Origin of the sequence: Spirosoma sp. (assembly GCF_026391055.1) — a bacterium.
In the GTDB taxonomy this organism is placed as follows: domain Bacteria; phylum Bacteroidota; class Bacteroidia; order Cytophagales; family Spirosomataceae; genus Spirosoma.
In genome coordinates this window covers 1,015,829-1,036,321 of the sequence record NZ_JAPLET010000022.1, presented here as the reverse complement: position 1 = coordinate 1,036,321, position 20,493 = coordinate 1,015,829, and the positions used below count along the sequence as shown (strand labels likewise).

The window sequence follows — 20,493 nt, the reverse complement described above, 5'->3', positions numbered from 1 at the left end:
TATCGGATATTTTACCATTTGGTTAGATTTCAAAACAACCGACCTACACAGGAGTTTCGACAGTATATCTCGACTTACTTTAACTGTTATGAATCCTGCTGTGGAATCCTACCCGCCCGATGTGCGGCCTCCCTCTCTGCCTCCCGTTCACGCTGTGAAACTGACGGTTAATGGCACCGAAACCGAATTGCAAATTTCTCCCTGGACCACCTTACTCGATGCGCTGCGGGAGTATATGGACCTGACCGGCACCAAAAAAGGCTGTGATCATGGACAATGTGGTGCCTGCACCGTATTGGTAAATGGCAAACGCATCAACTCCTGCCTGACACTCGCCATCATGCAGGAAGGCGCTCAGATTACGACCATCGAAGGAATCGCCCATCTTGAAAACAGCAGCAGTGGGGATCAACTACATCCGCTCCAAAAGGCGTTTATTGAGCACGACGCGTTTCAGTGCGGATACTGTACACCCGGCCAGATTTGCTCAGCAGTGGGCCTTATGAACGAAGGCAAAGCGAAAACGACAGCCGATATCCAGGAGTTGATGAGCGGCAACATCTGCCGTTGTGGGGCCTACACAAACATCGTGGATGCCATTGAGGACGTAATGAACCAGAAAAACGCATGAACAGCTTCACCTACTCCCGAACGGATGCCGTAGATACCGCCGTGCGCGAACGGGCATCGGAGTCAACCGCCAAATTCATTGCCGGTGGCACCAATCTTATTGACCTGATGAAGGAAAATGTAGAACGTCCAACGCATCTGATCGACATTACCCGGCTGCCTTTGACCACCATTTCGGACAACGTAAACGGCGGCCTTCGGTTAGGAGCGCTGGTCACAAATGCCGATACGGCCTATAACGAGCAAGTTATTGAGCGCTATCCACTTTTGTCGCAGGCTATATTAGCGGGGGCATCGCCCCAGTTGCGCAACATGGCTACCGATGGCGGAAACCTGCTCCAGCGCACTCGTTGCTACTATTTTTACGATACGGCCACACCCTGCAACAAGCGCGAACCCGGTTCCGGTTGCTCAGCCCTTAACGGCTACAACCGAATCCATGCCATTCTGGGGGCGAGTAACCACTGCATTGCTACCCACCCGTCTGATATGTGTGTAGCCTTGGCGGCTCTCGAAGCGGAGGTCAGGGTGACGGGCAGTAATGGCGAGCGAACTATTCCGTTTGCGGAGTTTCACCGCTTGCCCGGCGATACCCCCAACATCGACAATACGCTCGAACCGGGCGAACTGATCACCTCCATAGATCTGCCCGCCAAAGGGTTTCCCGAATACTTCCAGTATCTGAAACTCCGCGACCGGGCCTCGTATGCCTTTGCGCTGGTGTCGGTAGCGGCTGCGCTGGAAATAGAGGGCGGGACCATCACCGCTGCCCGGATTGCCCTGGGTGGGGTAGCGCATAAACCCTGGCGCAAGCCCGAAGCCGAAGCCGCACTGGTAGGAAAACCCGCTACCAAAGAAAACTTTCAGGCCGCAGCCGAATTGCTGCTGGCCGGAGCACAGGGTTATGAACATAACGCATTTAAAATCGAACTGGCAAAACGCGCCATTGTGCGGGCACTGGGCCAGGCCGCTAAACTTGAACCAACTGCATGAGTACGCCATTAGTAACCAATACAATCGGAAAGCCCATCAGCCGCGTCGACGGGGTCGACAAAGTGACGGGTAAGGCCAAATACGCGGCCGAGTTCAACGTGCCTGATCTGGCCTATGGCGTGGTGATTTCCAGTGCCATTACCAAAGGCAAAATAAAGTCGTTTGATGCAAGCGATGCACTCAGCCTGAAAGGTGTGTTGCAGGTGTTCACTCACGAAAACCGGCCTAAGCTGGCCTGGTTCGACATTAGCTATAAAGACCAGGATGCTCCGCCGGGCTCACCGTTTCGGCCCTTGCATAATGCAACGATCAAATACAGCGGCCAACCTATAGCGCTGGTGGTTGCCGAAACGTTCGAACTGGCGCGGTATGCGGCCACACTGGTGCGTGTAGAGTATGAAGAACTCGCTCATGAAACCGATCTGGAGGCTAATCTGCACAAAGCCAGAAAGCCCAAACATGGTGTTGCCGATCTGCTAAAGCCACCACCACCCAAACCCCGTGGTGACTTTGACCGGGTTTATGCCGAAGACCCGAATAAAATCGCCGGACGGTATGTGCATGCGGCCGAACATCACAACCCCATGGAACTGTTTGCCACGACGGTATCGTACGAGAAAGACGGCAAGCTGACGATTTACGACAAAACACAGGGCGTGACGAACAGCATTCTGTACGTTACGCAGGTGTTTAACATGCCGTTCAGCGACGTACGGGTTCTTTCGCCCTACATGGGTGGTGGTTTCGGATCGGGTTTGCGTCCGCAATACCAGTTGTTTATGGCGGTCATGGCGGCACGCGAGCTGAAACGTTCGGTTCGGGTTTCGTTGACGCGCCAGCAAATGTTTACCTTCGGTCACCGCCCGGCTACCGTGCAGCAAGTGGCGCTGGGTGCTTTGTCTGACGGAGCCATGAATGCACTATACCACGATGCGATGGGTGAAACCTCGAAGTTTGAGGATTATACGGAGGTTGTCGTGAACTGGGGTGGGCAGCTCTACCCGCCCGAAAATGTTACGCTAGAGTACAATCTGGTGCCACTGGACGTATACAGCCCACTCGATATGCGGGCACCGGGGGGCGTAACGGGGATGTCAGCACTGGAAGTAGCCATGGACGAACTGGCTTACAACCTCGGCATGGACCCGCTTCAGTTTCGGTTGAAAAATTACACCGATCACGACTATAACCAGAACAAGCCCTATTCCAGTAAGGAGTTACGGGCATGTTATGAGCAAGGGGCCGAACGTTTTGGCTGGTCAAGCCGTAAGATGGAACCGCGTTCCATGAAGAATGACCATAACCTGATTGGCTGGGGAATGGCCACCGGCATGTGGGAGGCCAACCAGATGCCCGCCCGTGCCGAAGCCGTTCTGATGGTGAATGGCAAATTACGGGTGAGCAGTGCCACCGCCGATATTGGCACGGGCACTTATACCATTATGACCCAGATTGCCGCCGATACGCTCGGGTTGCCAATCAGCGATGTGCTGTTCAAGCTTGGTGATACGGACATGCCGGTAGCACCGATCTCGGGTGGTTCGTGGACGGCGGCTACTATTGGAACGGCGGTACAGACGGTATGTCAGGAAGTAGGCAAGAGTCTGCTGAAGCTGGAGAAAAACAGGCCCAATTCGCCGTTCAAGGGGGCGAAGTGGGAGGACGTTACCTTCTCCGATAAGCACATGCGGCTCAAAAATGATCCGTCGGTAGCGGTTTCCCTGCAAGCGCTAGTTGATTTAAATGGCGGAAAAGCGGTTCGGGAAGTATCCACCGGGCTGCCCAACGCCCTGAAGCAGAAAGATTTCTCCCGCGCTACGCACTCCGCTGTTTTTGTAGAAGTAATGGTCGACGAAGATCTCGGAACGGTTAAGGTAACCCGCGCCGTAACTGCCGTGGCGGCTGGTCGCATTATAAACCCCAAAACCGCCCGCAGTCAGATTCTGGGTGGGATGGTTTGGGGACTTAGTAAAGCACTGGAAGAGGAGAGCGTCATGGATAATAATTTCGGTCGGTTTATGAACCATAACCTCGCCGAATACCACGTTGCCGTCAATGCCGACATTCATGATCTCGACGTTATTTTCGTGGAAGAGCACGACGATGTCGTTAACCCACTGGGGGTAAAGGGACTTGGTGAAATCGGTATTGTGGGCATGCCAGCCGCTATTGCCAATGCCATTTACCACGCCACCGGCCGCCGGGTAAGGGATTTACCCATTCGGCTGGATGCGTTGTTATAAGTTCACGGTTTTCTAAAAGCAGATTGGACAAACCCCATATCTCAAAAGATATGGGGTTTGTCCAATCTGCTTTTAGAACGCTGTTACGCCACCACTTTCCCGTCCAGCACGGGCCGTTTGTCTTTCGTTTTGTTCAGGATGCTCAGACTGCTTTGGAATTCAACCTGAACGCCCTCTTTCGCAAATCGGCAGATGACCTTATCATAATGCGCTGTCTCTGTGAAACGCCACAGCATCACGAAGGTCGTGTCGTCCTGCCAGCCACCGCTACCGGCCACTTTTCTGACGTTACCCCCCGGCACGACGGTTGGAGTCAGCGAAAGCGGGGCCACCGAAAACGTAGTCGTTCCTTCGCGCCAGCGACCGATGCCGCATAGCACCTGATGGTCGCCCTGCTCATCTTTCAGTTTGAAAATACAGCCATCCTTGCCGAAAGTCAGCGATACGTCTTTTACGTGCGAGGCATTATCGGCCACGGCAAACGTCTTACCGCTGATCTGGCCGGCTACAGATGAACTTGTCTGCGAGGCAGCGGGGGGCAGGGTCAATGAACCAAGCTTTTGAACCAGTGCCGCCTGCTGAATTTTATCGGCGGGAAGCCCTTTGCCCTGAAGGGCCGGTAATATATGGTCCCAGATGGCATTGAGCACGCCCTGCATATCTCCCGTTTCGGACGTTATTGCAATAACGGCATCTTCGTTGGGCAATACGATGCAGTATTGACCAAAGGCCCCATCGCCCCGGTACGCGTCGTGGCGGCATCGCCAGAACTGATACCCATACCCCTGAATCCAGTCGTTGACACTGGCATCGCCTTTGCCACCTTTCGATTGAACTTTCTTGCTCGTTGCATCGGCAATCCAGGCTTCGGAAATAAGTCGTTTGCCATTCCACACGCCTTTTTGCAGGTAAAGCTGCCCGAATTTAGCAATGTCTTCCGTGCGTAGCCGCAGCCCCCAGCCGCCGGTATTGATGCCGTTGGGATCAACTTCCCAATCTTCTCCCTCGATACCCAACGGCCCGAACAGGCGCGGTTTGAGGTATTCAACAACGGGTTGCCCCGTGAGTTTCTGCACAATGGCCGACAGCATGTACGTAGCCCCGCTATTATACACGAAGAATGTGCCCGGTTTGTGCTCGACCGGCTGCGCCAGGAAAGCCTTGATCCAGTTTGTATTGCCGCCTTCGCGCAGGGCCGGAGTCGAATCTTTATCGTGCCCTGTCGACATGGTCAGCAGGTCTTTCACCCGCATAGCGGCCAGATTGTCGCTCACCGTTGCCGGTAATTCTTTCGGGAAGAACGAAACAACCTTATCCTCAACGGTCAGGCGTTTTTCGGCAACGGCCATGCCAACCGCCGATGAGGTAAAACTCTTGCTGAGCGAATACAGTGTGTGTTTCAGCTGGGGTGCGTACGGAGCCCACCAGCCTTCGGCCACGACGTGTCCATGCCGAAGCACCATCAGGCTGTGCACATTCAGTTTATTAGCTTCGATGGTGTTGACAAAATCAAGTAGGCCGCCGGGCGCAACGCCCTGCGCTTCGGGCAGGCTGCGCGCCAGTTTGCCGGTTTTGGTCGGCAGTGCCCAGCCCGTTGCGGGTAGGGTAGAAGCAACGGCTATTCCAGCCGCTCCAAAGCCAAGCTGCCGGAGAAAATCGCGTCGATTGAGGTTCATTATTTAACGAGTTATAAGTAGAATAACATAGGACGTTATGTGGTATCAAACGGGTAAGTGCAAAAGATGATGTGCCGCCAGAATTACTATTCGTCGGGGCGTAACTAAGGCGCTTGCCTTATATTCGTGAATCAATCCAGAATACATCATTCCGTCTGTACGTACCTATGGCCAAACTTTCCTACTTCCTTACCCGTTTTTCCTGCTTTGTTCTTTTACTTGCTCAGCTGGTGTCAGCCGCCGTATCTGGTCAGAATAAAACCGTAGAGGTAACTCCTTATGAGCGCGATACGACCCAAACCGCTACTTACCCACAGATCATCGACTGGTATCAGAAGCTGGACCGGCAGTATGAGCAGGCCAAATTGATCGAGATTGGCAAAACGGACAGCGGGAAGCCCCTGCACCTGTTTCTGCTGGCGGCTGATAAACACTTTACGGCCCGGCCGGATCGCGTTACGCTCTTGATCAATAACGGGATTCACCCTGGCGAACCCGAGGGAATTGACGCTTGTATGATGCTGGCGCGTAACCTGCTCAAAGGAAACAACCTACCCAAAAACGTGCTGATTGCCATTGTTCCCGTTTACAACGTGGGCGGTAGTCTGAACCGGGGCGTGTCGCGGGTGAACCAGAACGGGCCAGTGTCCTATGGGTTTCGCGGCAATGCCCGCAACCTGAACCTCAACCGCGATTTTATAAAGGCCGAAGCCGAAAATACGAAAGCGTTTCAGGCCATGTTCCAGTCACTGAAACCACAGGTGTTCGTCGATAATCACACCAGCGACGGCGCGGATTATCAGCACGTACTGACTTATTTTGCTACCCAGAAAGACAAACTTTACCCGGAGATATCGGGCTATATAACGGCGCGTTTTCAACCGGAGCTGGATAAGTTACTCATTGCGAAAGGCTTCCCACCCGCGCCCTACGTGAATCATGCCGGTGATACGCCCGAAAGCGGGCTGGTTGGTTATAACGATACCCCACGCTATTCGACCGGATACGCGGCCTTGTTCAACTGTTTCGGCTTTACGTTGGAAACCCACATGTGGAAGCCCTTTCCGGCGAGGGTTGAGGCATCGTATGTGTTCGATGAAGCCGTCATCCGCTTGTGCGAGCGCGAGGCCCAAACCATCCTGACGAACCAGAAGCGGGCTAACGAAGCCGTTCGTACTCAGAAAACCTTCGCACTGATTACCAGGCTTGACCGTAGTAAAACAGATTCGGTTACCTTTTTGGGCTATGCTGCGGCTTATAAACCCAGTGAGGTGTCGGGGTTGAAGCGGCTGTATTACGACCGGTCGAAGCCGTTTTCGAAGCGTGTACCCTACTGGAATACCTTCATCGTCGATACGCAGGTTGACAAGCCCCGCACCTATGTCATTCCGCAAGCCTGGCGGGAAGTTATCGGCGAATTAAAACGAAATGGTGTCCGGCTGCAAACCCTGCCAAAGGATACGCTCATGACCGTTTCGGCCTATTACATTACAGACTATAAGAGCCCGCAGCGCCCCTACGAAGGCCACTTCATTCATACGGGTGTGAAAGTGAGAACGGAGATGCAGCCTATCCAGTTTTATAAAGGCGATTACATGATTCAGACCGATCAGGCTACCAATCGGTACATTGTCGAAACGCTGGAACCACAGGCGGTCGATTCCTTTTTCGCCTGGAACTTCTTCGATAGCGTACTTGATCAGAAGGAGTATTTTTCGAACTACATTTTTGAAGATACAGCCGCCGAATTGGTGAAAAACGATTCGTTGTTGCGGAAGCAACTGGATGAGAAACGGGCTACAGACAAAGCCTTCGCCGAAAGTGCCAATGCACAGCTCGAGTTTATTTACCAGCGAACACCTCATTACGAAAGAACACACAATCGCTACCCGGTTTACCGGCTTAATTAACCCGCCATGACGTTCTTCGTACGTATTCTACTGGCTAGCCTCCTGCTGATGCCCTATAGCGTGATTGCGCAACGCAAAGTCCGGACAAGTACGTTGGAATCAGCGGAGGTTACCGTCATTCGGGCTTTACGGCAGCAGTCTAACCTGGCCATAGAGAAGCGAGACCTCAGTGGCTTCGGCGAAACAATGCTGCCGGAAATTGACGTCACGCGGGGCAGCGGGTCGCACGTATCGGGCCGTGATTCGGTGCTGGCCTCGGTAGCGGTGCAGTTCAAAGACCCGGCTTTTCTGGGTTATGTTCGTATGCCGGACAGTATTCAGGTAAGTACGTCCAATCCGCTGGCGGCCGAACACGGGCACTGGACAGGGCGGTTCCAACGGGCAGATGGTGTTCAAACCATAACGGGCAGCTATCTGTCGATGTGGCGTAAAACCGGGCAGGGCTGGAAAATTCGGTCCGAGCTATTTGTGAGCCTATCGTGCACGGGGAGCGTGGCTTGCGGGAAGTGATTGAAACTTGGTTACTAAGTTATGAGGTTCTTCGATATTGCCTAAAGAGTTGGCTGTCAGCTAATAACTTAATAACTTTTGCTCCTCTGTTTAACCGGGCAGGTTCTCTAAGTCGAGGAGGTCCTGAGGGCGACCAAGTGCTTGTTTATTACGGATTAAATCCGCCAGGCTAATGACATTTGTGGGCACATTTTCAATAACCAGAACAACGTGATTCTCATAGCATTCATCGAAGGTGACGCCCAGCGTAAACGTCATTAAATCGATCCATTCATCATACCGGTTAAATGATAAATAGTTGGGGACTTTGGTAAAATCGTCATGTTCGAATTCACCATTGGTGAAGCCATATCTGTATAAAGCTCGAAGCAGCCGATCCGCATTATCGTCGCTGGGCTCAACAAAGATGTCGATATCACCCGTTGTACGCAGATAGCCGTGGGCAATAACGGCATGACCACCCAGCACGACATACTTAACGCTTTCTTCGTTGAATAGGCTTATCAGATTTAAGTACTTGTCCTCCATTACCTAGGGGTGGGTTTGCGGGATTGGAATAATAGATTGCTTTAGCCCGTCGAATGAGCCGCAGGGCTGCAGTCAGTCGCTCCTGTGGCGTTTTAGCCCACCAGTATTCCTTATCGTACGCCGGAATATCGTTGATATTGCTGGATTTACGGATGATAGACATAAGTAATAAAAATAGTGAAAGAGTTTATTCACTCTGCAAGGAAAATGCAGTTGTGAATAGACTCTTTCACTGTCCTGAGATAAGTTGTCATTCTTTAAACCTTACCCTTTCTTCTGCTCCTTTGCCCAGGCATCTTTCAGCGTGACGGTACGGTTGAAAACGGGGCGCTCGGCGGTGGAGTCCTGATCGAGAATGAAGTAGCCTTTGCGCATGAACTGGAAATTGGTCTGCGCTCCTGACCGGGCTGCTTCGACCAGCGCAGGTTCTACAAACGCACGCACCACCTCCAGCGAGTTGTGGTTCAGTAACTCCTTGAATTCACGCTCGTCGGCGGCTGGGTTCTCGACGGAGAAGAGCCGGTCATACAACCGAACGTCGGCTTCGACCGCATGAGGGACCGATACCCAGTGAATCGTACCTTTTACGTTGATACCTGATGTATCGGAACCGCTCCGGCTTTCGGGAATGTACGAACAGCGCAGTTCGATAATCTCGCCCGCGTTGTCTTTTACTACTTCGTCGCACTTGATAATGTAGGCTCCTTTCAGCCGTACCATGCCGCCAGGAAACAGTCGGAAGAACTTCTTCGGTGGATTTTCCAGAAAATCGTCCCGCTCGATGTACACCTCTCGGCTGAACGGCACATTCCGCTCACCCGCCGACGGGTCTTCGGGGTTGTTTTCGATCGACATGATCTCCTCGCGTCCAACCTCGTAATTTGTAATAACTAGTTTCAGGGGCTTTTCGTCGAGGACGGCCATCACCCGATGCGTGGTTTTGTTGAGCTCTTCGCGGAGGCAGAACTCCAGCAAACCTACGTCGATGAGGTTATCGCGTTTGGCGATGCCAATGCGGTCAGCAAACGCGCGCAGGCTGGCGGGTGTGTAACCACGCCGACGAAGGCCCGCAATGGTTGGCATGCGGGGATCGTCCCAGCCGGTTACGTGGCCTTCTTCTACCAGCAATTTGAGTTTACGTTTGCTCATGACCGTATAGGTCAGGTTGAGTCGCGCAAATTCGATCTGGCGGGATGGGAAAATCTCCAGCTTGTCGATAAACCACTCGTAAAGCGGGCGGTGTACTTCAAACTCCAGCGTACAAAGCGAATGCGTGATGTGCTCGATGGAGTCCGACTGCCCGTGGGCAAAATCGTACATCGGGTAAATGCACCAGGCGTCGCCCGTGCGGTGGTGATGCGCGTGTTTGATGCGGTAAATGATCGGGTCGCGCAACTGCATATTTGGTGAGGCCATATCGACCTTTGCCCGCAGAACTTTTGCCCCATCGGGATACTCACCCGCTTTCATGCGCCGGAACATATCCAGGTTTTCGTCCACAGAGCGGTCGCGGTACTGGTTCATGCGGCCCGGTTCGGTGGGTGTTCCTTTCTGAGCGGCTATTTCCTCAGCCGTGGAGTCATCGACATAAGCTAACCCCTTCTGAATCAGCGTTTCGGCGAACTGATAAATCTGGTCGAAATAATCGGATGCATAAAACTCATTCTCCCATTCGAACCCCAGCCAGCGCACGTCATTTTTGATCGAATCCACGTACTCGGTGTCTTCTGTAACGGGGTTGGTATCGTCGAAACGGAGGTTTGTCTGCCCGCCGTATTTGTCTGCCAGCCCGAAGTTCAGGCAAATTGACTTGGCATGGCCAATGTGCAGATACCCGTTCGGTTCGGGAGGAAAGCGCGTATGAATACGGCCTCCGTTTTTGCCAGTGGCCAGATCCTCCTCAACAATTTGTTCAATAAAATTCAAAGAACCCCCGGCATGGCTGGGTTCGTCAGCGTCTCTGGTTACTTCGGACATGTCGCTAAATCGCTACTGATAAAGGGCCGAAATTACGGCCTTTGAGCGGGTTTGACAAACATGATACCGAGTTGTTCCGAAATGAAAGGCAGTAGGTAGTTTTAAGCAGGTAGTATCCTGTATAGCTATTAGAGACGGAAGTTGATTAAAAATAATAAATCGACTTTTTGACGAACGACTTCGGTGAAATTTATGAACTGGCTGAACATCAGGGGTATGGCTCTAGTTAATTCTTAAGCGCTGACTTCAGGAATATTACTTAAGTAAGCAAAGTTCTTTAATTAATTTATTATTAATCGCGAACAAAACGGCAATCAGAACGAGTTGTTGGATAGTACACACTGTTGACTATCCCTTGTCGCGGTGTACCAATGCCACTTGCTGTTTTTATGAAGAATTGTTGGTTTATCCTCTTTATTGCGCTGATGAGCGCATATTCGGGGACGGTTTTCGCACAAAAAACAACCGATTCGTTAGCCAGACAGGCCTACCTCCCCGATTGTATTCAATATGCCCTGGGTCATCAGCCCATTGTCCGCCAATCGGTCATTGATCAGGAAATTGCCGAGCGTACGGTACAAAGTTCTCTGGCAGCCTGGTATCCGCAGATAGGCGCCGGGTATAACATTCTGCACTACCTTAAATTGCCCGTTACCCTCATTCCGGATGCCACTACGGGTGAGCGCCGACCGGTTGCACTGGGTGCGCAGAACACGTCGACAGCCTCGTTTTCGCTGACCCAGAGTGTGTTCAGCCGCGATTTACTACTGGCCAGCCGAACGGCGGATACGTATCGCGCTCAGGCAACTCAGAATACAGTTCGTAACAAGATCGACGTTGTGATCAACGTCAGCAAAGCCTTCTACGATGTTATTCTGACCCAGCGCCAGGTAGAAATTCTGAGCGAGGATATTGTTCGGCTTCAGCGTAGTTTGCAGGACGCTACCAACCAGTATCAGGGCGGTATTGTGGATAAGACTGACCCCCAGCGTGCGCGGATCGCCCTTAATAACTCCCGCGCCCAGCAAAAGCAATACCGCGACCTGGTGGGCGCCAAAGTGCAGACGCTTAAGCAGCTCATGGGGTATCCGCCCAATACGAATCTTAATTTAACATACGACACCTTACAACTGGCCAACGAAGTGATGATGGATACCACGCTGCTGGTAAACCCACAGAGCCGCATCGAATACCAGTTGCTTCAAACGCAGGGGCGACTGCTGGAAGCCAACGTGCGCTATAACCGATGGGCGTATCTGCCCACAGTAAGTGCCAATGCAAACTATAACCTGTTGTTCCAGAATAACTTTTTCGGCCAGTTATATAACCAGACGTTTCCTAACTCACTGATCGGTCTGTCCGTTGCGTTACCCATTTTTCAGGGTGGGCGCCGGATTCAGCAAACAAAAATTGCCGAGTTGCAGGTGCAGCGGCTTAACTGGGATCTGGCAGCTCTGACCAGCGCTGTCGATGCCGAATATGCACAGGCGCTGGCCAATTATAAGGGTAACCTGGCTAACTACCTGGCCCTGCGTGAGAATCAGTTGCTGGCCGAAGATGTGTACCGCATTATTAATCTGCAATACCGATCCGGTATAAAAACCTACCTGGACGTTACCATTGCCGAGGCCGACCTGCGAACGGCCCGGCTGAATGTGTTTAACGCCTTGTATCAGGTTTTAATCAGCAAGTTGGACGTTCAACGCGCCCTGGGCGCCATTCAAGTTTAAATTTTTGTCTGTCGTACCAACGACGCCGGCCAACCGGTGCCGAAACACGATAAACGAGTATCTGGAATTATGAAACAATCTATAAATCTGGCCATAGCGGGTGCCGTACTCACGATTTCGCTTGCTGCCTGCGGAGGTAAGAAGGACGAACAGCAACAGGCGCCACCACCACCAACCGCCGTTTCGGCAGTGAAGGTGGAGAAAGGTAATGCAACGTATTACGATCAATTCCCGGCTACAGTTACGGCCTTGGTTGAAGTAGAGATCCAGCCGCAGGTGTCGGGTAATATTACGGGCATTTTCTTTCAGGATGGGCAGCAGGTTCGCAAGGGCCAGAAGCTGTACACCATTGATCCACAACAATACCGGGCTGGGTACGATCAGGCTGTTGCAAACCTCAACGTCCAGAAGGCCAACCTCAACCGGGCCCAGAAGGATGCTGACCGGTACAACACGCTGGCGCAACAGGATGCGGTTGCCAAACAACTGGTCGATAACGCCAATGCATCGCTTGAGGCTACCCGGATGCAGGTTGAAGCCGCACAGGCAACCATCCGGCAGGTAGGTACCAACTTGAAATATACGACCATTTATGCCCCGCTGGATGGAACTATTGGTATCTCGCAGGTACGGCTCGGCGCGGCTGTTGCACCGGGTTCATCACTGCTCAATACAATTTCATCGGACAACCCGATTGCGGCTGATCTGCAGGTTGATGCATCAGAGATTCCCCGTTTTCTGAAGTTGCAAAGCCAGAAAAGTGTGGGGCGTGATTCAACCCTTGTTCTCGCAATGCCCGATGGCAGCACCTATAAATACCCCGGTACAGTCCGAATCGTTGACCGGGCCGTCGATCCGCAAACGGGTACACTGCGCGTTCGGGTAGCCTTCCCTAATCCTGATAAGGAACTAAAAGTTGGTATAAACGCCAATGTTCGGGTGAAGAACAGCACTGGTCAGCCACAGGTGTTGATTCCGTATCAGTCCGTAACCGAGCAAATGAGTGAATACTTCGTGTTTGTGGTGGGCGATAGCAGCAAAGTGACTCAGAAAAAAGTGACGCTGGGCGCACGCATCAACGATAAGGTTATTCTGAAAGATGGCCTTAAAGAAGGCGAGACGGTCGTAACGGAAGGAACGCAGAAGATTCGCGAAGGCGCAAAAGTGCGGGTAACGAATAGTAAGTAACAGGAGCGAGGAGCGAAGAGTGTACCTACGGGCTTCAGCCCGTAAATGCTTACATTATGATTTACGGGTTAAAACCCGTAGGTACACTCCTCGCTCCTCACTCCTCACCCCTTAAAAAAACTCATGTTCGCAGAAATATTTATAAACCGACCTGTTACGGCTATCGTCTCATCCATCGTCATTGTGATACTGGGTGTGCTGGCCCTGCTGAGCCTGCCGGTCAGCCAGTATCCGGATATTACGCCCCCCGTGGTTCAGGTAACGGGTACCTACACCGGTGCAGATGCCCAAACGGTAGAACAAACGGTGGCGACTCCCATTGAAACCCAAGTGAACGGTACGCCGGGAATGGACTATGTGCAGACCAACGCCACCAACGATGGCCGCATGAGCATGAACGTTACCTTTAAAGTGGGTACCGACGTGAACATTGCCGCGCTCGATGTACAAAACCGGGTAGGTATTGCACAGCCGCAGTTACCGCAGGAAGTGACCCGCCTTGGGGTAGTGGTTCGGAAACGGAACCCATCGCTGTTCATGCTGGTGGCGATGTATTCGCCGAAGGGTACGCACAACGTCTCATTCCTGGACAACTACACCAACATTTACATCCGGGATGCCCTGTTACGGGTGCCGGGCGTGGGTGATATTTTCAGCCGGGCCGACGATTTTAGTATGCGTATCTGGCTCAAGCCCGATCGGCTGGCGCAACTGGGTCTTACCCCGGATGAGGTGGTAGCGGCTTTACAGGAGCAGAACCTGCAGGTAGCGGGTGGTTCCGTAGGCGCATCGCCCCAGCCCGCGTCGCAGGCGTTTGAGTATTCGGTCTTCACCAACAGCCGACTCAGTAAGGAAGAGGACTTTCGGAAAATTATCGTTCGAAGCGATCCGGCTAAAGGATCGCTGGTGTATCTGAACGACGTAGCACGGGTGCAACTGGGTAAGTTCTCCTATGCCAGTAACTCGTTCGTTGATGGCAAGCGGGCGTCGTATCTGCTGGTGTATCAGTTGCCGGGCAGTAACGCGCTGGAAACCGCCAAAGGTGTTTATGCGGCTATGGATAAACTGAAACAGACGTTTCCAAAAGACATCGAATATGTGGTGCCGTTTGAATCGGTCTCAGTTATTCAGGTGTCGATTGGCGAAGTGGTCGAAACCCTGGCCGAAGCGCTGGTGCTGGTTATCCTGGTCGTATTCCTGTTCCTGCAAAGCTGGCGGGCTACGCTGATTACGCTACTGGCCATTCCGGTTTCTATTGTCGGGACATTTGCTTTGTTCGTACCACTCGGCTTCACAATCAATACGCTGACGCTGTTCGCATTCGTACTGGCCATCGGTATTGTGGTCGATGATGCCATTGTGGTGGTAGAAGCTGTGCAGGTGAACATCGACAAAGGCATGTCGCCCAAAGAAGCTACCAAAGAGGCCATGCGGGAAATCTCGGCACCGGTAATTGCCATTGCGCTGATTCTGGCGGCTGTGTTCGTGCCGGTAGGTTTCATACCCGGTATCGTGGGGCGACTGTATCAGCAGTTTGCTATTACCATCGCCGTTTCGGTACTGATCTCTGCCTTTGTGGCCCTGTCGCTGACACCCGCTCTGTGTACACTGTTGCTCAAGCCCATGCACATCGACGAGAATGCAAAGGGATTGAACAAGTTCTTTTATAAGTTCAACCAGTGGTTTGAGCGGGTGACGAATGCCTACTCAAATGGGGTCCAACGGCTCATCAAGGCAACCCCGCTGGTGATTGTCGGGCTGATCGTCGTGTACATCGGAACGGGACTGTTGTTCCGGGCCAAGCCAACGGGCTTTATCCCGACGGAGGATGAAGGTCGGTTGATCGTGACCTACGAAATCCCCGAAGCGGCTTCTACCACCCGTAGTCTTGAGGTCCTGAACCGGATCATGACAATTCTGAAAAAGCAGCCCTATGTCAATCACTTTGCAGCGTTGGGTGGTCTGAACGCCATTACGTTTGCTTCCAAATCGAACAGCGGTACGGTATTTATGCAGTTGAAGCCCTGGGAGGAACGAAAGGAACGAAACATGCAGGCCGATTCGCTGGTGGTTAAACTGCAAAAGGAGCTGTCAGTGTTGAACGACGCCCGCCCGCAGGTGCTCCAACCGCCCGCTATTCCGGGTCTGGGGCAGTCGTCCGGGTTTACCTTCGAAATTCAACAGCGCGAATCGAACGACGATGTTCGGGCGTTTGACAATGTGGTACAGAACTTCCTGGCCGAGGCTAACAAACGTCCCGAAATATCCCGCGCCTTCACTTATTTCACGGCTAAATCACCCGCTTACCGGGTCGACGTCGACCGCGATAAATGTAAGAAGCTGGGTATCTCTGTCAGTTCGGTATATACCACCATGCAGACCCTGCTGGGTAGCCAGTACGTCAACGACTTTATTATTTACGGCCGCAAGTTCCGGGTTGTGGCGCAGGCGGATACCATGTACCGGGCCGATATAAAGGCGCTCAATAATTATTACGTCCGGAATAGTGGTGGGCAACTGGTGCCGATCAGTACAGTGATTAAAACGAGTGTGATTGAAAACGCGCCATTAATTTCCCACTTTAACCTGTTCCGCTCTGTTGAAGTAAACGGGGGTGCCAAGCCGGGATACAGCACCAGTCAGGCTAACGACGCCCTGCGCGAAGTGGCAGATAAAGTGTTGCCCGCTGGCTATGCCTACGATTTCGGTGGTCTTAGCCGGGAAGAGATCAACGCGGGCAGCAGTTCAATTTACATTTTCATGCTGTCCATTGGCTTTGTTTTCCTGTTCCTGGCTGCCTTGTATGAAAGCTGGTCCGTGCCGTTTTCGGTACTCCTGTCGGTTCCGATTGGTGCACTGGGGGCTATTACCGCCCTGATTATATTCCCGTACCTGACAAACAACGTCTATGCGCAGATTGGTCTGATTACGCTCATCGGTCTGGCGGCCAAAAACGCCATTCTGATCGTGGAATTCGCCAAGGAACGCGTCGATAAAGGGGAAGATCTTCTCGAATCGACCATCGAAGCGGTCCGGCTTCGTCTGCGCCCGATTCTGATGACGTCGCTGGCGTTCATTCTGGGCGTATTTCCGCTGGCATTGGCCAGTGGAGCCGGTGGTGTTGCCCGCGCGACCATCGGCCGGACGGTGCTGGGGGGTATGCTGGCCGCAACTTCGCTCGCCATTTTCGTGGTACCGGTACTGTACGTGGCCATTACACGCCTGGCTTACGGTAAGAAGGGGCTGGCCGAGCTGAAAGAGAAAGGCGAACAAGCCAGAAAAGATGAAAATCAGAATGGGACGGCTGAGCTAACACCACAGCCTGTGTCGCCAAATGGTCATTCCGGCGATAAAGTTCGCCACTGAGTCGGTTAACATTCTGTCAAACAAAAAGGCCATTTCCAGCGGGATGGTCTTTTTGTTTGGTAGTTCCTGTCTTGTGCCAGACTGGATTTTTACCAACGATTACATACTTTTATCCGGGGATAAACAGCTCACTAAAGCAGCTTAGTATGTTAGATCAGGTTATCATGGCGCGGTCTGCGTCCATTGGGAATGGGTTTGATGTGAAACGGATTTTGCCGTACCGGCTGCGTCGCATGCTTGGTCCGTTTATTTTTATGGATCATGCCGGCCCCGTCAGCAAAACACCCGCCGAGCTGGTAAAGATGGACGTGCTACCGCACCCGCATATTGGTCTGTCGACGGTGAGCTATCTCTTCGACGGTCAGGTGACCCATAGAGATAGCCTGGGTGTGCAGCAGATCATCCGTCCCGGCGAAGTTAACTGGATGACGGCGGGGCGGGGAATTGCTCACTCCGAACGGTTCGAGGACCCGGCCCTGCTTGCGGCTACTGCCTTCGAAATGGTGCAGACGTGGGTGGCTCTGCCAGAAGCCGCTGAAGATAAAGCGCCTACGTTCACCAATTACCAACCCGACGCACTCCCGATTTTTACGGATACGGGTGTCTGGATGCGATTGATTGCCGGTGATGCCTATGGACTCAAAAACGGCGTAGCTACCGATTCTCCACTTTTTTATGCGCATGTCATCCTGCAACCCGGCGCTCGTTTTGGTCCGCCAACCGGCTTTCCCGAACGCGGGGCTTATGTGGCGAAGGGCAGCGTTGAGGTGAACGGGCATACGTATGGCGTGGGGCAGTTGCTGGTCTTTAGCAACGGTATCGACCCGATCGTGATCGCCAAAGAAAGCAGTACGCTCATGCTATTGGGTGGCGAACCGCTGGGCGAACGGTTTATCTGGTGGAATTTTGTTTCGTCGAGCCGGGAGCGCATCGAACAGGCTAAAGCCGACTGGCAGGCAGGGCGTATTCCGCTGCCACCTAACGATAACGCCGAGTTTGTGCCCCTGCCACCCGACGACAAATCGCGTCCGGCCAGTTCCAGTCCGCAACCTCAGGCTTTGTCCTGACCCGTTTTAATCATCCATATTATCGGTTGGTGGCAGGGCCAGATCGCCGATTGGCAGACCTAGCCAGGTCGCCAGCACTTCGACAATGATGCCGTGGTCCTCGCGCATCGGCACGCCCGAAATGGTAATGGCACCAATGCAGGCTGACCCACGAAGGCGAATCGGGAAGCCACCGCCCGCAGCCGCATTGTCGCGCAGGGGGAGCCCCGCCTGGTCGGTGAGGGTGGTCTGTTTCTTCTTCAACGACAACCGCACCGCGTACGAACTGCGGTGAAAGCGTTCAACGACATTCCGCTTCCGCCGAATCCAGTCGATGTTATCGGGCGTTGTGCCGGGCATGGCGTAGAAAAACAGCGGGTGGCCGAAGAACTGAATGTCGATGGCTACGGCTTTGCCACGAGCTTCGACGGCCTCTTTCAGGCGTGTACCCAGTTGCCAGGCCGTATCAGCATTAAAGGTGTCGAATTGAAGCTGCTCTTCCTGAAGCGCCAATAATGCCAGGTCGGTATCAATGTATGAATTCATAAGGGCAAACTTAAGCAAAAGCTGAATTGGTCAGTTAAATTGCTATCGTATCGCACCAGTACGGTACTTTTACATTTCCTTTACATTGTTTTACAGGCGTTTAACGAAGGTTGCCTGCACCAGCTTGTAGATTTGCTTCATCACTAAACAAACAAGTGTCATGAAGAACCTAATGCAAGTAATACTAGTTAGCGCGGGCTGCTGCTTCTCCACCATGAGTCTGGCACAGGAGAAATTTTCCAGTTGCTCAGCCGCTTTTGTAGGCAGCAAACTGATTGTCGATCGCTACAGCCCGACCGGGCAATGCAGGCTTCCGGCCAATGCCAAAGGGAATTTGAGCGTTTCTACGGTTGCGCTCACAACAACAAAAGCAAAAGCCCTGAACAATATTGACTTTAAGCTGGCCATTCGCGATAACCAAACAAAAACGGTACACCTGTTTTCTGAAAAAACGTTCCGGCAGATTCCCGTACAGCACGTGTTGAACCAGTGCAAAAAAGGGGACCGTATTTTGCTGTTGACTACCGACAAACGCTATGCGTTACCGCATAATGAGATTCTGGTACAGTAATTTATTCGCTAACCGACGTTTACATGAAACGAAATAGAATAGCCCAAGTTTGCCTGATACTGTGTGCTTTACTTGCTCCTGTCGTTCAGGCAAAGCCGGACCGCAATCATGCCGGATACGAAAGTGCCGTAACAATGAACGGCTACGCGATACTTTACGATGCACTACCAATGTATAGCAGGGGTGTTTTAGCGTTTGTTGAGGGTAATCCGAGGTCGTCAAAACATAAGCCGATGTTGTTTCAGGTAACGCTTCGCCGGGCTGGTACAACCGTTCAGCAATGGCCTGATAAACGGCTGAAAGGCGTTTATTCAGTGCAGCTCGACGAAATCTGGCCAGCTGTCCAGCTTGGCGATGAACTTGTTGTGGAGCCGGTTTATAACGCTGGTGACAATTACATGCCGGGCAAACGGATTTTTAAACTCGGAATAATTAATTTGTTTACCTGGAATAAATGCTAAAAAAATTGGCTGAGATGCGGATGGGGTTGTTCAAAGGTTTACGGGTGCTGATCGTCAGTGTGTTTCTGCTGCTCATCGGGATGCTCTTTGTTCGATTTATTGGCATAGGCTCGCCATCGGAAAATCTCTTTACGCCCGAAAAAGTGAATCTGGCACTCCGCCGAACGGCGCATCATTTGCTGCGGGCGGCTGGCGATTCGACATCCCGAATCCCGGCCGTACAGCAAATTAACCCGCAAACATTTCAGGTTCAGTTTGGTCATAATTTCGATTATGATCAGCTTCCCGGCATACTTCAGGCGTCATTCCGGCTGCATAAAGTGACCCAGCCGTACGACGTGGCCGTGCTGGACTGTAAGCGGGGGACATTTCAACTGGGCTATTCATTCCGTGACTTGCTCGATGGGCATTCCATCCCTTGTGTAGGACGCACCATGAGCGCGGGTTGTTATGTGTTGCAGGTTACCTTCGAGCAAGCTACTCTGCCAGTTCCTCGAATACCGTTCTGGCCAATTCTAAGCTTGGGAGGACTGCTGGTGGGTTTACTGGTTGTGGGCTGGAATCGAAATAAAGGGCATTTAGGTGCCGACTTTCCGCAGCAACCGTCATCAGTGCTTAATCCAGCCCTGTTGAACTTTGGCTGCTCTTCGCTGGACGTGGCTAACCTGACGCTTTCCATTGGCACGTATCAGCACAAACTTACCTACCGCGAAGCCAAGCTGTTGCGGCTGCTGGCGAATCATCCCAATCAGGTATTGGAACGTGACCACATTCTGAAACTGGTTTGGGAAGACGAAGGTATCATCGTTGGCCGGAGCGTCGACGTGTTCATTTCCCGGTTACGCAAACTACTTCAGCCCGACCCGACCGTAAAGATTGTGGCTGTTCATGGCGTCGGCTACCGGCTGGAAGTGCAGGGATTAGGTCAGTAAGTGAGTGAACTACCGAAAAAACGGTCGTTTGTGTGGCATCAATTTAGGTAGAGCTAACAGGCCCCTTACATTAAATCATCTGCCAGAAACAGATGCTTCGGTAGAGAACTATTAATTGAAAAGCGGTCAATATACAGTTGCTTCGCTAATTTTAGGGTAGTTTTTCAGTCAGTTAGCTTCTTGCCT

At 52.4% G+C, this 20,493-nt stretch carries 17 protein-coding genes; 12 read left to right on the top strand and 5 right to left on the bottom strand.

What is annotated here, in order from left to right:
- The first annotated feature begins 88 nt into the window (after nucleotides 1-88).
- Genes NT073_RS19770 through NT073_RS19760 form a run of 3 tightly spaced genes read left to right on the top strand, consistent with a single transcriptional unit; the run spans nucleotide 89 to nucleotide 3,866 of the window.
- On the top strand, nucleotides 89-631 hold the full coding sequence (locus NT073_RS19770; RefSeq protein ID WP_297376844.1) for a 2Fe-2S iron-sulfur cluster-binding protein: 543 nt from the start codon (nucleotides 89-91) through the stop codon (nucleotides 629-631).
- A complete protein-coding gene (locus NT073_RS19765; RefSeq protein ID WP_297376843.1) occupies nucleotides 628-1,623 on the top strand; it encodes a xanthine dehydrogenase family protein subunit M in 996 nt (331 codons plus the stop codon). Before NT073_RS19770 ends, NT073_RS19765 begins: the two co-directional genes overlap by 4 nt.
- Nucleotides 1,620-3,866, top strand: a complete 2,247-nt coding sequence (locus tag NT073_RS19760; RefSeq protein WP_297376841.1) for a xanthine dehydrogenase family protein molybdopterin-binding subunit — start codon at nucleotides 1,620-1,622, stop codon at nucleotides 3,864-3,866. The genes NT073_RS19765 and NT073_RS19760 overlap by 4 nt, the downstream gene beginning before the upstream one ends.
- A gap of 83 nt (nucleotides 3,867-3,949) precedes the next feature.
- Here the strand turns inward: NT073_RS19760 and NT073_RS19755 are convergent, their stop codons facing one another.
- A complete protein-coding gene (locus tag NT073_RS19755) occupies nucleotides 3,950-5,542 on the bottom strand; it encodes a serine hydrolase (protein ID WP_297376839.1) in 1,593 nt (530 codons plus the stop codon).
- 167 nt (nucleotides 5,543-5,709) lie between these two features.
- Here NT073_RS19755 and NT073_RS19750 point away from each other — a divergent pair, with 167 nt between their 5' ends.
- Nucleotides 5,710-7,452 (top strand): M14 family metallopeptidase, encoded by a 1,743-nt coding sequence (locus tag NT073_RS19750; RefSeq protein WP_297376838.1) that lies wholly within the window; start codon nucleotides 5,710-5,712, stop codon nucleotides 7,450-7,452.
- A 6-nt stretch (nucleotides 7,453-7,458) separates the two neighbouring features.
- Entirely contained in the window at nucleotides 7,459-7,962 is a 504-nt protein-coding gene (locus tag NT073_RS19745) for a nuclear transport factor 2 family protein (protein ID WP_297376836.1), read from the top strand.
- 90 nt (nucleotides 7,963-8,052) lie between these two features.
- On the opposite strand, the gene NT073_RS19740 is transcribed toward NT073_RS19745, so the two are convergent.
- From NT073_RS19740 to NT073_RS19730, 3 genes are all read right to left on the bottom strand, one after another.
- Nucleotides 8,053-8,490: a DUF6036 family nucleotidyltransferase gene (locus NT073_RS19740; protein ID WP_297376834.1), complete on the bottom strand. Its 438-nt coding sequence runs from the start codon at nucleotides 8,488-8,490 to the stop codon at nucleotides 8,053-8,055.
- Nucleotides 8,438-8,653 carry a hypothetical protein gene (locus NT073_RS19735; protein ID WP_297376832.1) on the bottom strand — a complete coding sequence of 72 codons (216 nt, stop codon included), beginning with the start codon at nucleotides 8,651-8,653 and terminating at the stop codon, nucleotides 8,438-8,440. Before NT073_RS19735 ends, NT073_RS19740 begins: the two co-directional genes overlap by 53 nt.
- Nucleotides 8,654-8,754: 101 nt before the next feature.
- Nucleotides 8,755-10,467, bottom strand: coding sequence for a glutamine--tRNA ligase/YqeY domain fusion protein (locus tag NT073_RS19730; RefSeq protein ID WP_297376830.1), 1,713 nt, complete (start codon nucleotides 10,465-10,467; stop codon nucleotides 8,755-8,757).
- 389 nt (nucleotides 10,468-10,856) lie between these two features.
- On the opposite strand from NT073_RS19730, the gene NT073_RS19725 reads away from it, so the two are divergent.
- From NT073_RS19725 to NT073_RS19710, 4 genes are all read left to right on the top strand, one after another.
- Nucleotides 10,857-12,197: a TolC family protein gene (locus NT073_RS19725; RefSeq protein WP_297376828.1), complete on the top strand. Its 1,341-nt coding sequence runs from the start codon at nucleotides 10,857-10,859 to the stop codon at nucleotides 12,195-12,197.
- Nucleotides 12,198-12,266: 69 nt separating this feature from the next.
- Nucleotides 12,267-13,385 (top strand): efflux RND transporter periplasmic adaptor subunit, encoded by a 1,119-nt coding sequence (locus NT073_RS19720; RefSeq protein WP_297376826.1) that lies wholly within the window; start codon nucleotides 12,267-12,269, stop codon nucleotides 13,383-13,385.
- Between the two features lie 123 nt (nucleotides 13,386-13,508).
- On the top strand, nucleotides 13,509-16,751 hold the full coding sequence (locus NT073_RS19715; protein WP_297376824.1) for an efflux RND transporter permease subunit: 3,243 nt from the start codon (nucleotides 13,509-13,511) through the stop codon (nucleotides 16,749-16,751).
- A 146-nt stretch (nucleotides 16,752-16,897) separates the two neighbouring features.
- Complete coding sequence (locus NT073_RS19710; protein ID WP_297376822.1) at nucleotides 16,898-17,818, top strand: pirin family protein; 921 nt, start codon at nucleotides 16,898-16,900, stop codon at nucleotides 17,816-17,818.
- Between the two features lie 6 nt (nucleotides 17,819-17,824).
- On the opposite strand, the gene NT073_RS19705 is transcribed toward NT073_RS19710, so the two are convergent.
- A complete protein-coding gene (locus NT073_RS19705; RefSeq protein ID WP_297376820.1) occupies nucleotides 17,825-18,343 on the bottom strand; it encodes a heme-degrading domain-containing protein in 519 nt (172 codons plus the stop codon).
- Nucleotides 18,344-18,503: 160 nt separating this feature from the next.
- Between NT073_RS19705 and NT073_RS19700 the strand changes: the two genes are divergently transcribed.
- Genes NT073_RS19700 through NT073_RS19690 form a run of 3 tightly spaced genes read left to right on the top strand, consistent with a single transcriptional unit; the run spans nucleotide 18,504 to nucleotide 20,307 of the window.
- The gene (locus tag NT073_RS19700) at nucleotides 18,504-18,914 is read left to right on the top strand and encodes a hypothetical protein (RefSeq protein WP_297376818.1); all 411 of its coding nucleotides are present in this window, start codon (nucleotides 18,504-18,506) and stop codon (nucleotides 18,912-18,914) included.
- A gap of 23 nt (nucleotides 18,915-18,937) precedes the next feature.
- On the top strand, nucleotides 18,938-19,375 hold the full coding sequence (locus NT073_RS19695) for a hypothetical protein (protein WP_297376816.1): 438 nt from the start codon (nucleotides 18,938-18,940) through the stop codon (nucleotides 19,373-19,375).
- Nucleotides 19,369-20,307 (top strand): winged helix-turn-helix domain-containing protein, encoded by a 939-nt coding sequence (locus tag NT073_RS19690; RefSeq protein WP_297376814.1) that lies wholly within the window; start codon nucleotides 19,369-19,371, stop codon nucleotides 20,305-20,307. Before NT073_RS19695 ends, NT073_RS19690 begins: the two co-directional genes overlap by 7 nt.
- The last annotated feature ends 186 nt before the right edge of the window (nucleotides 20,308-20,493 follow it).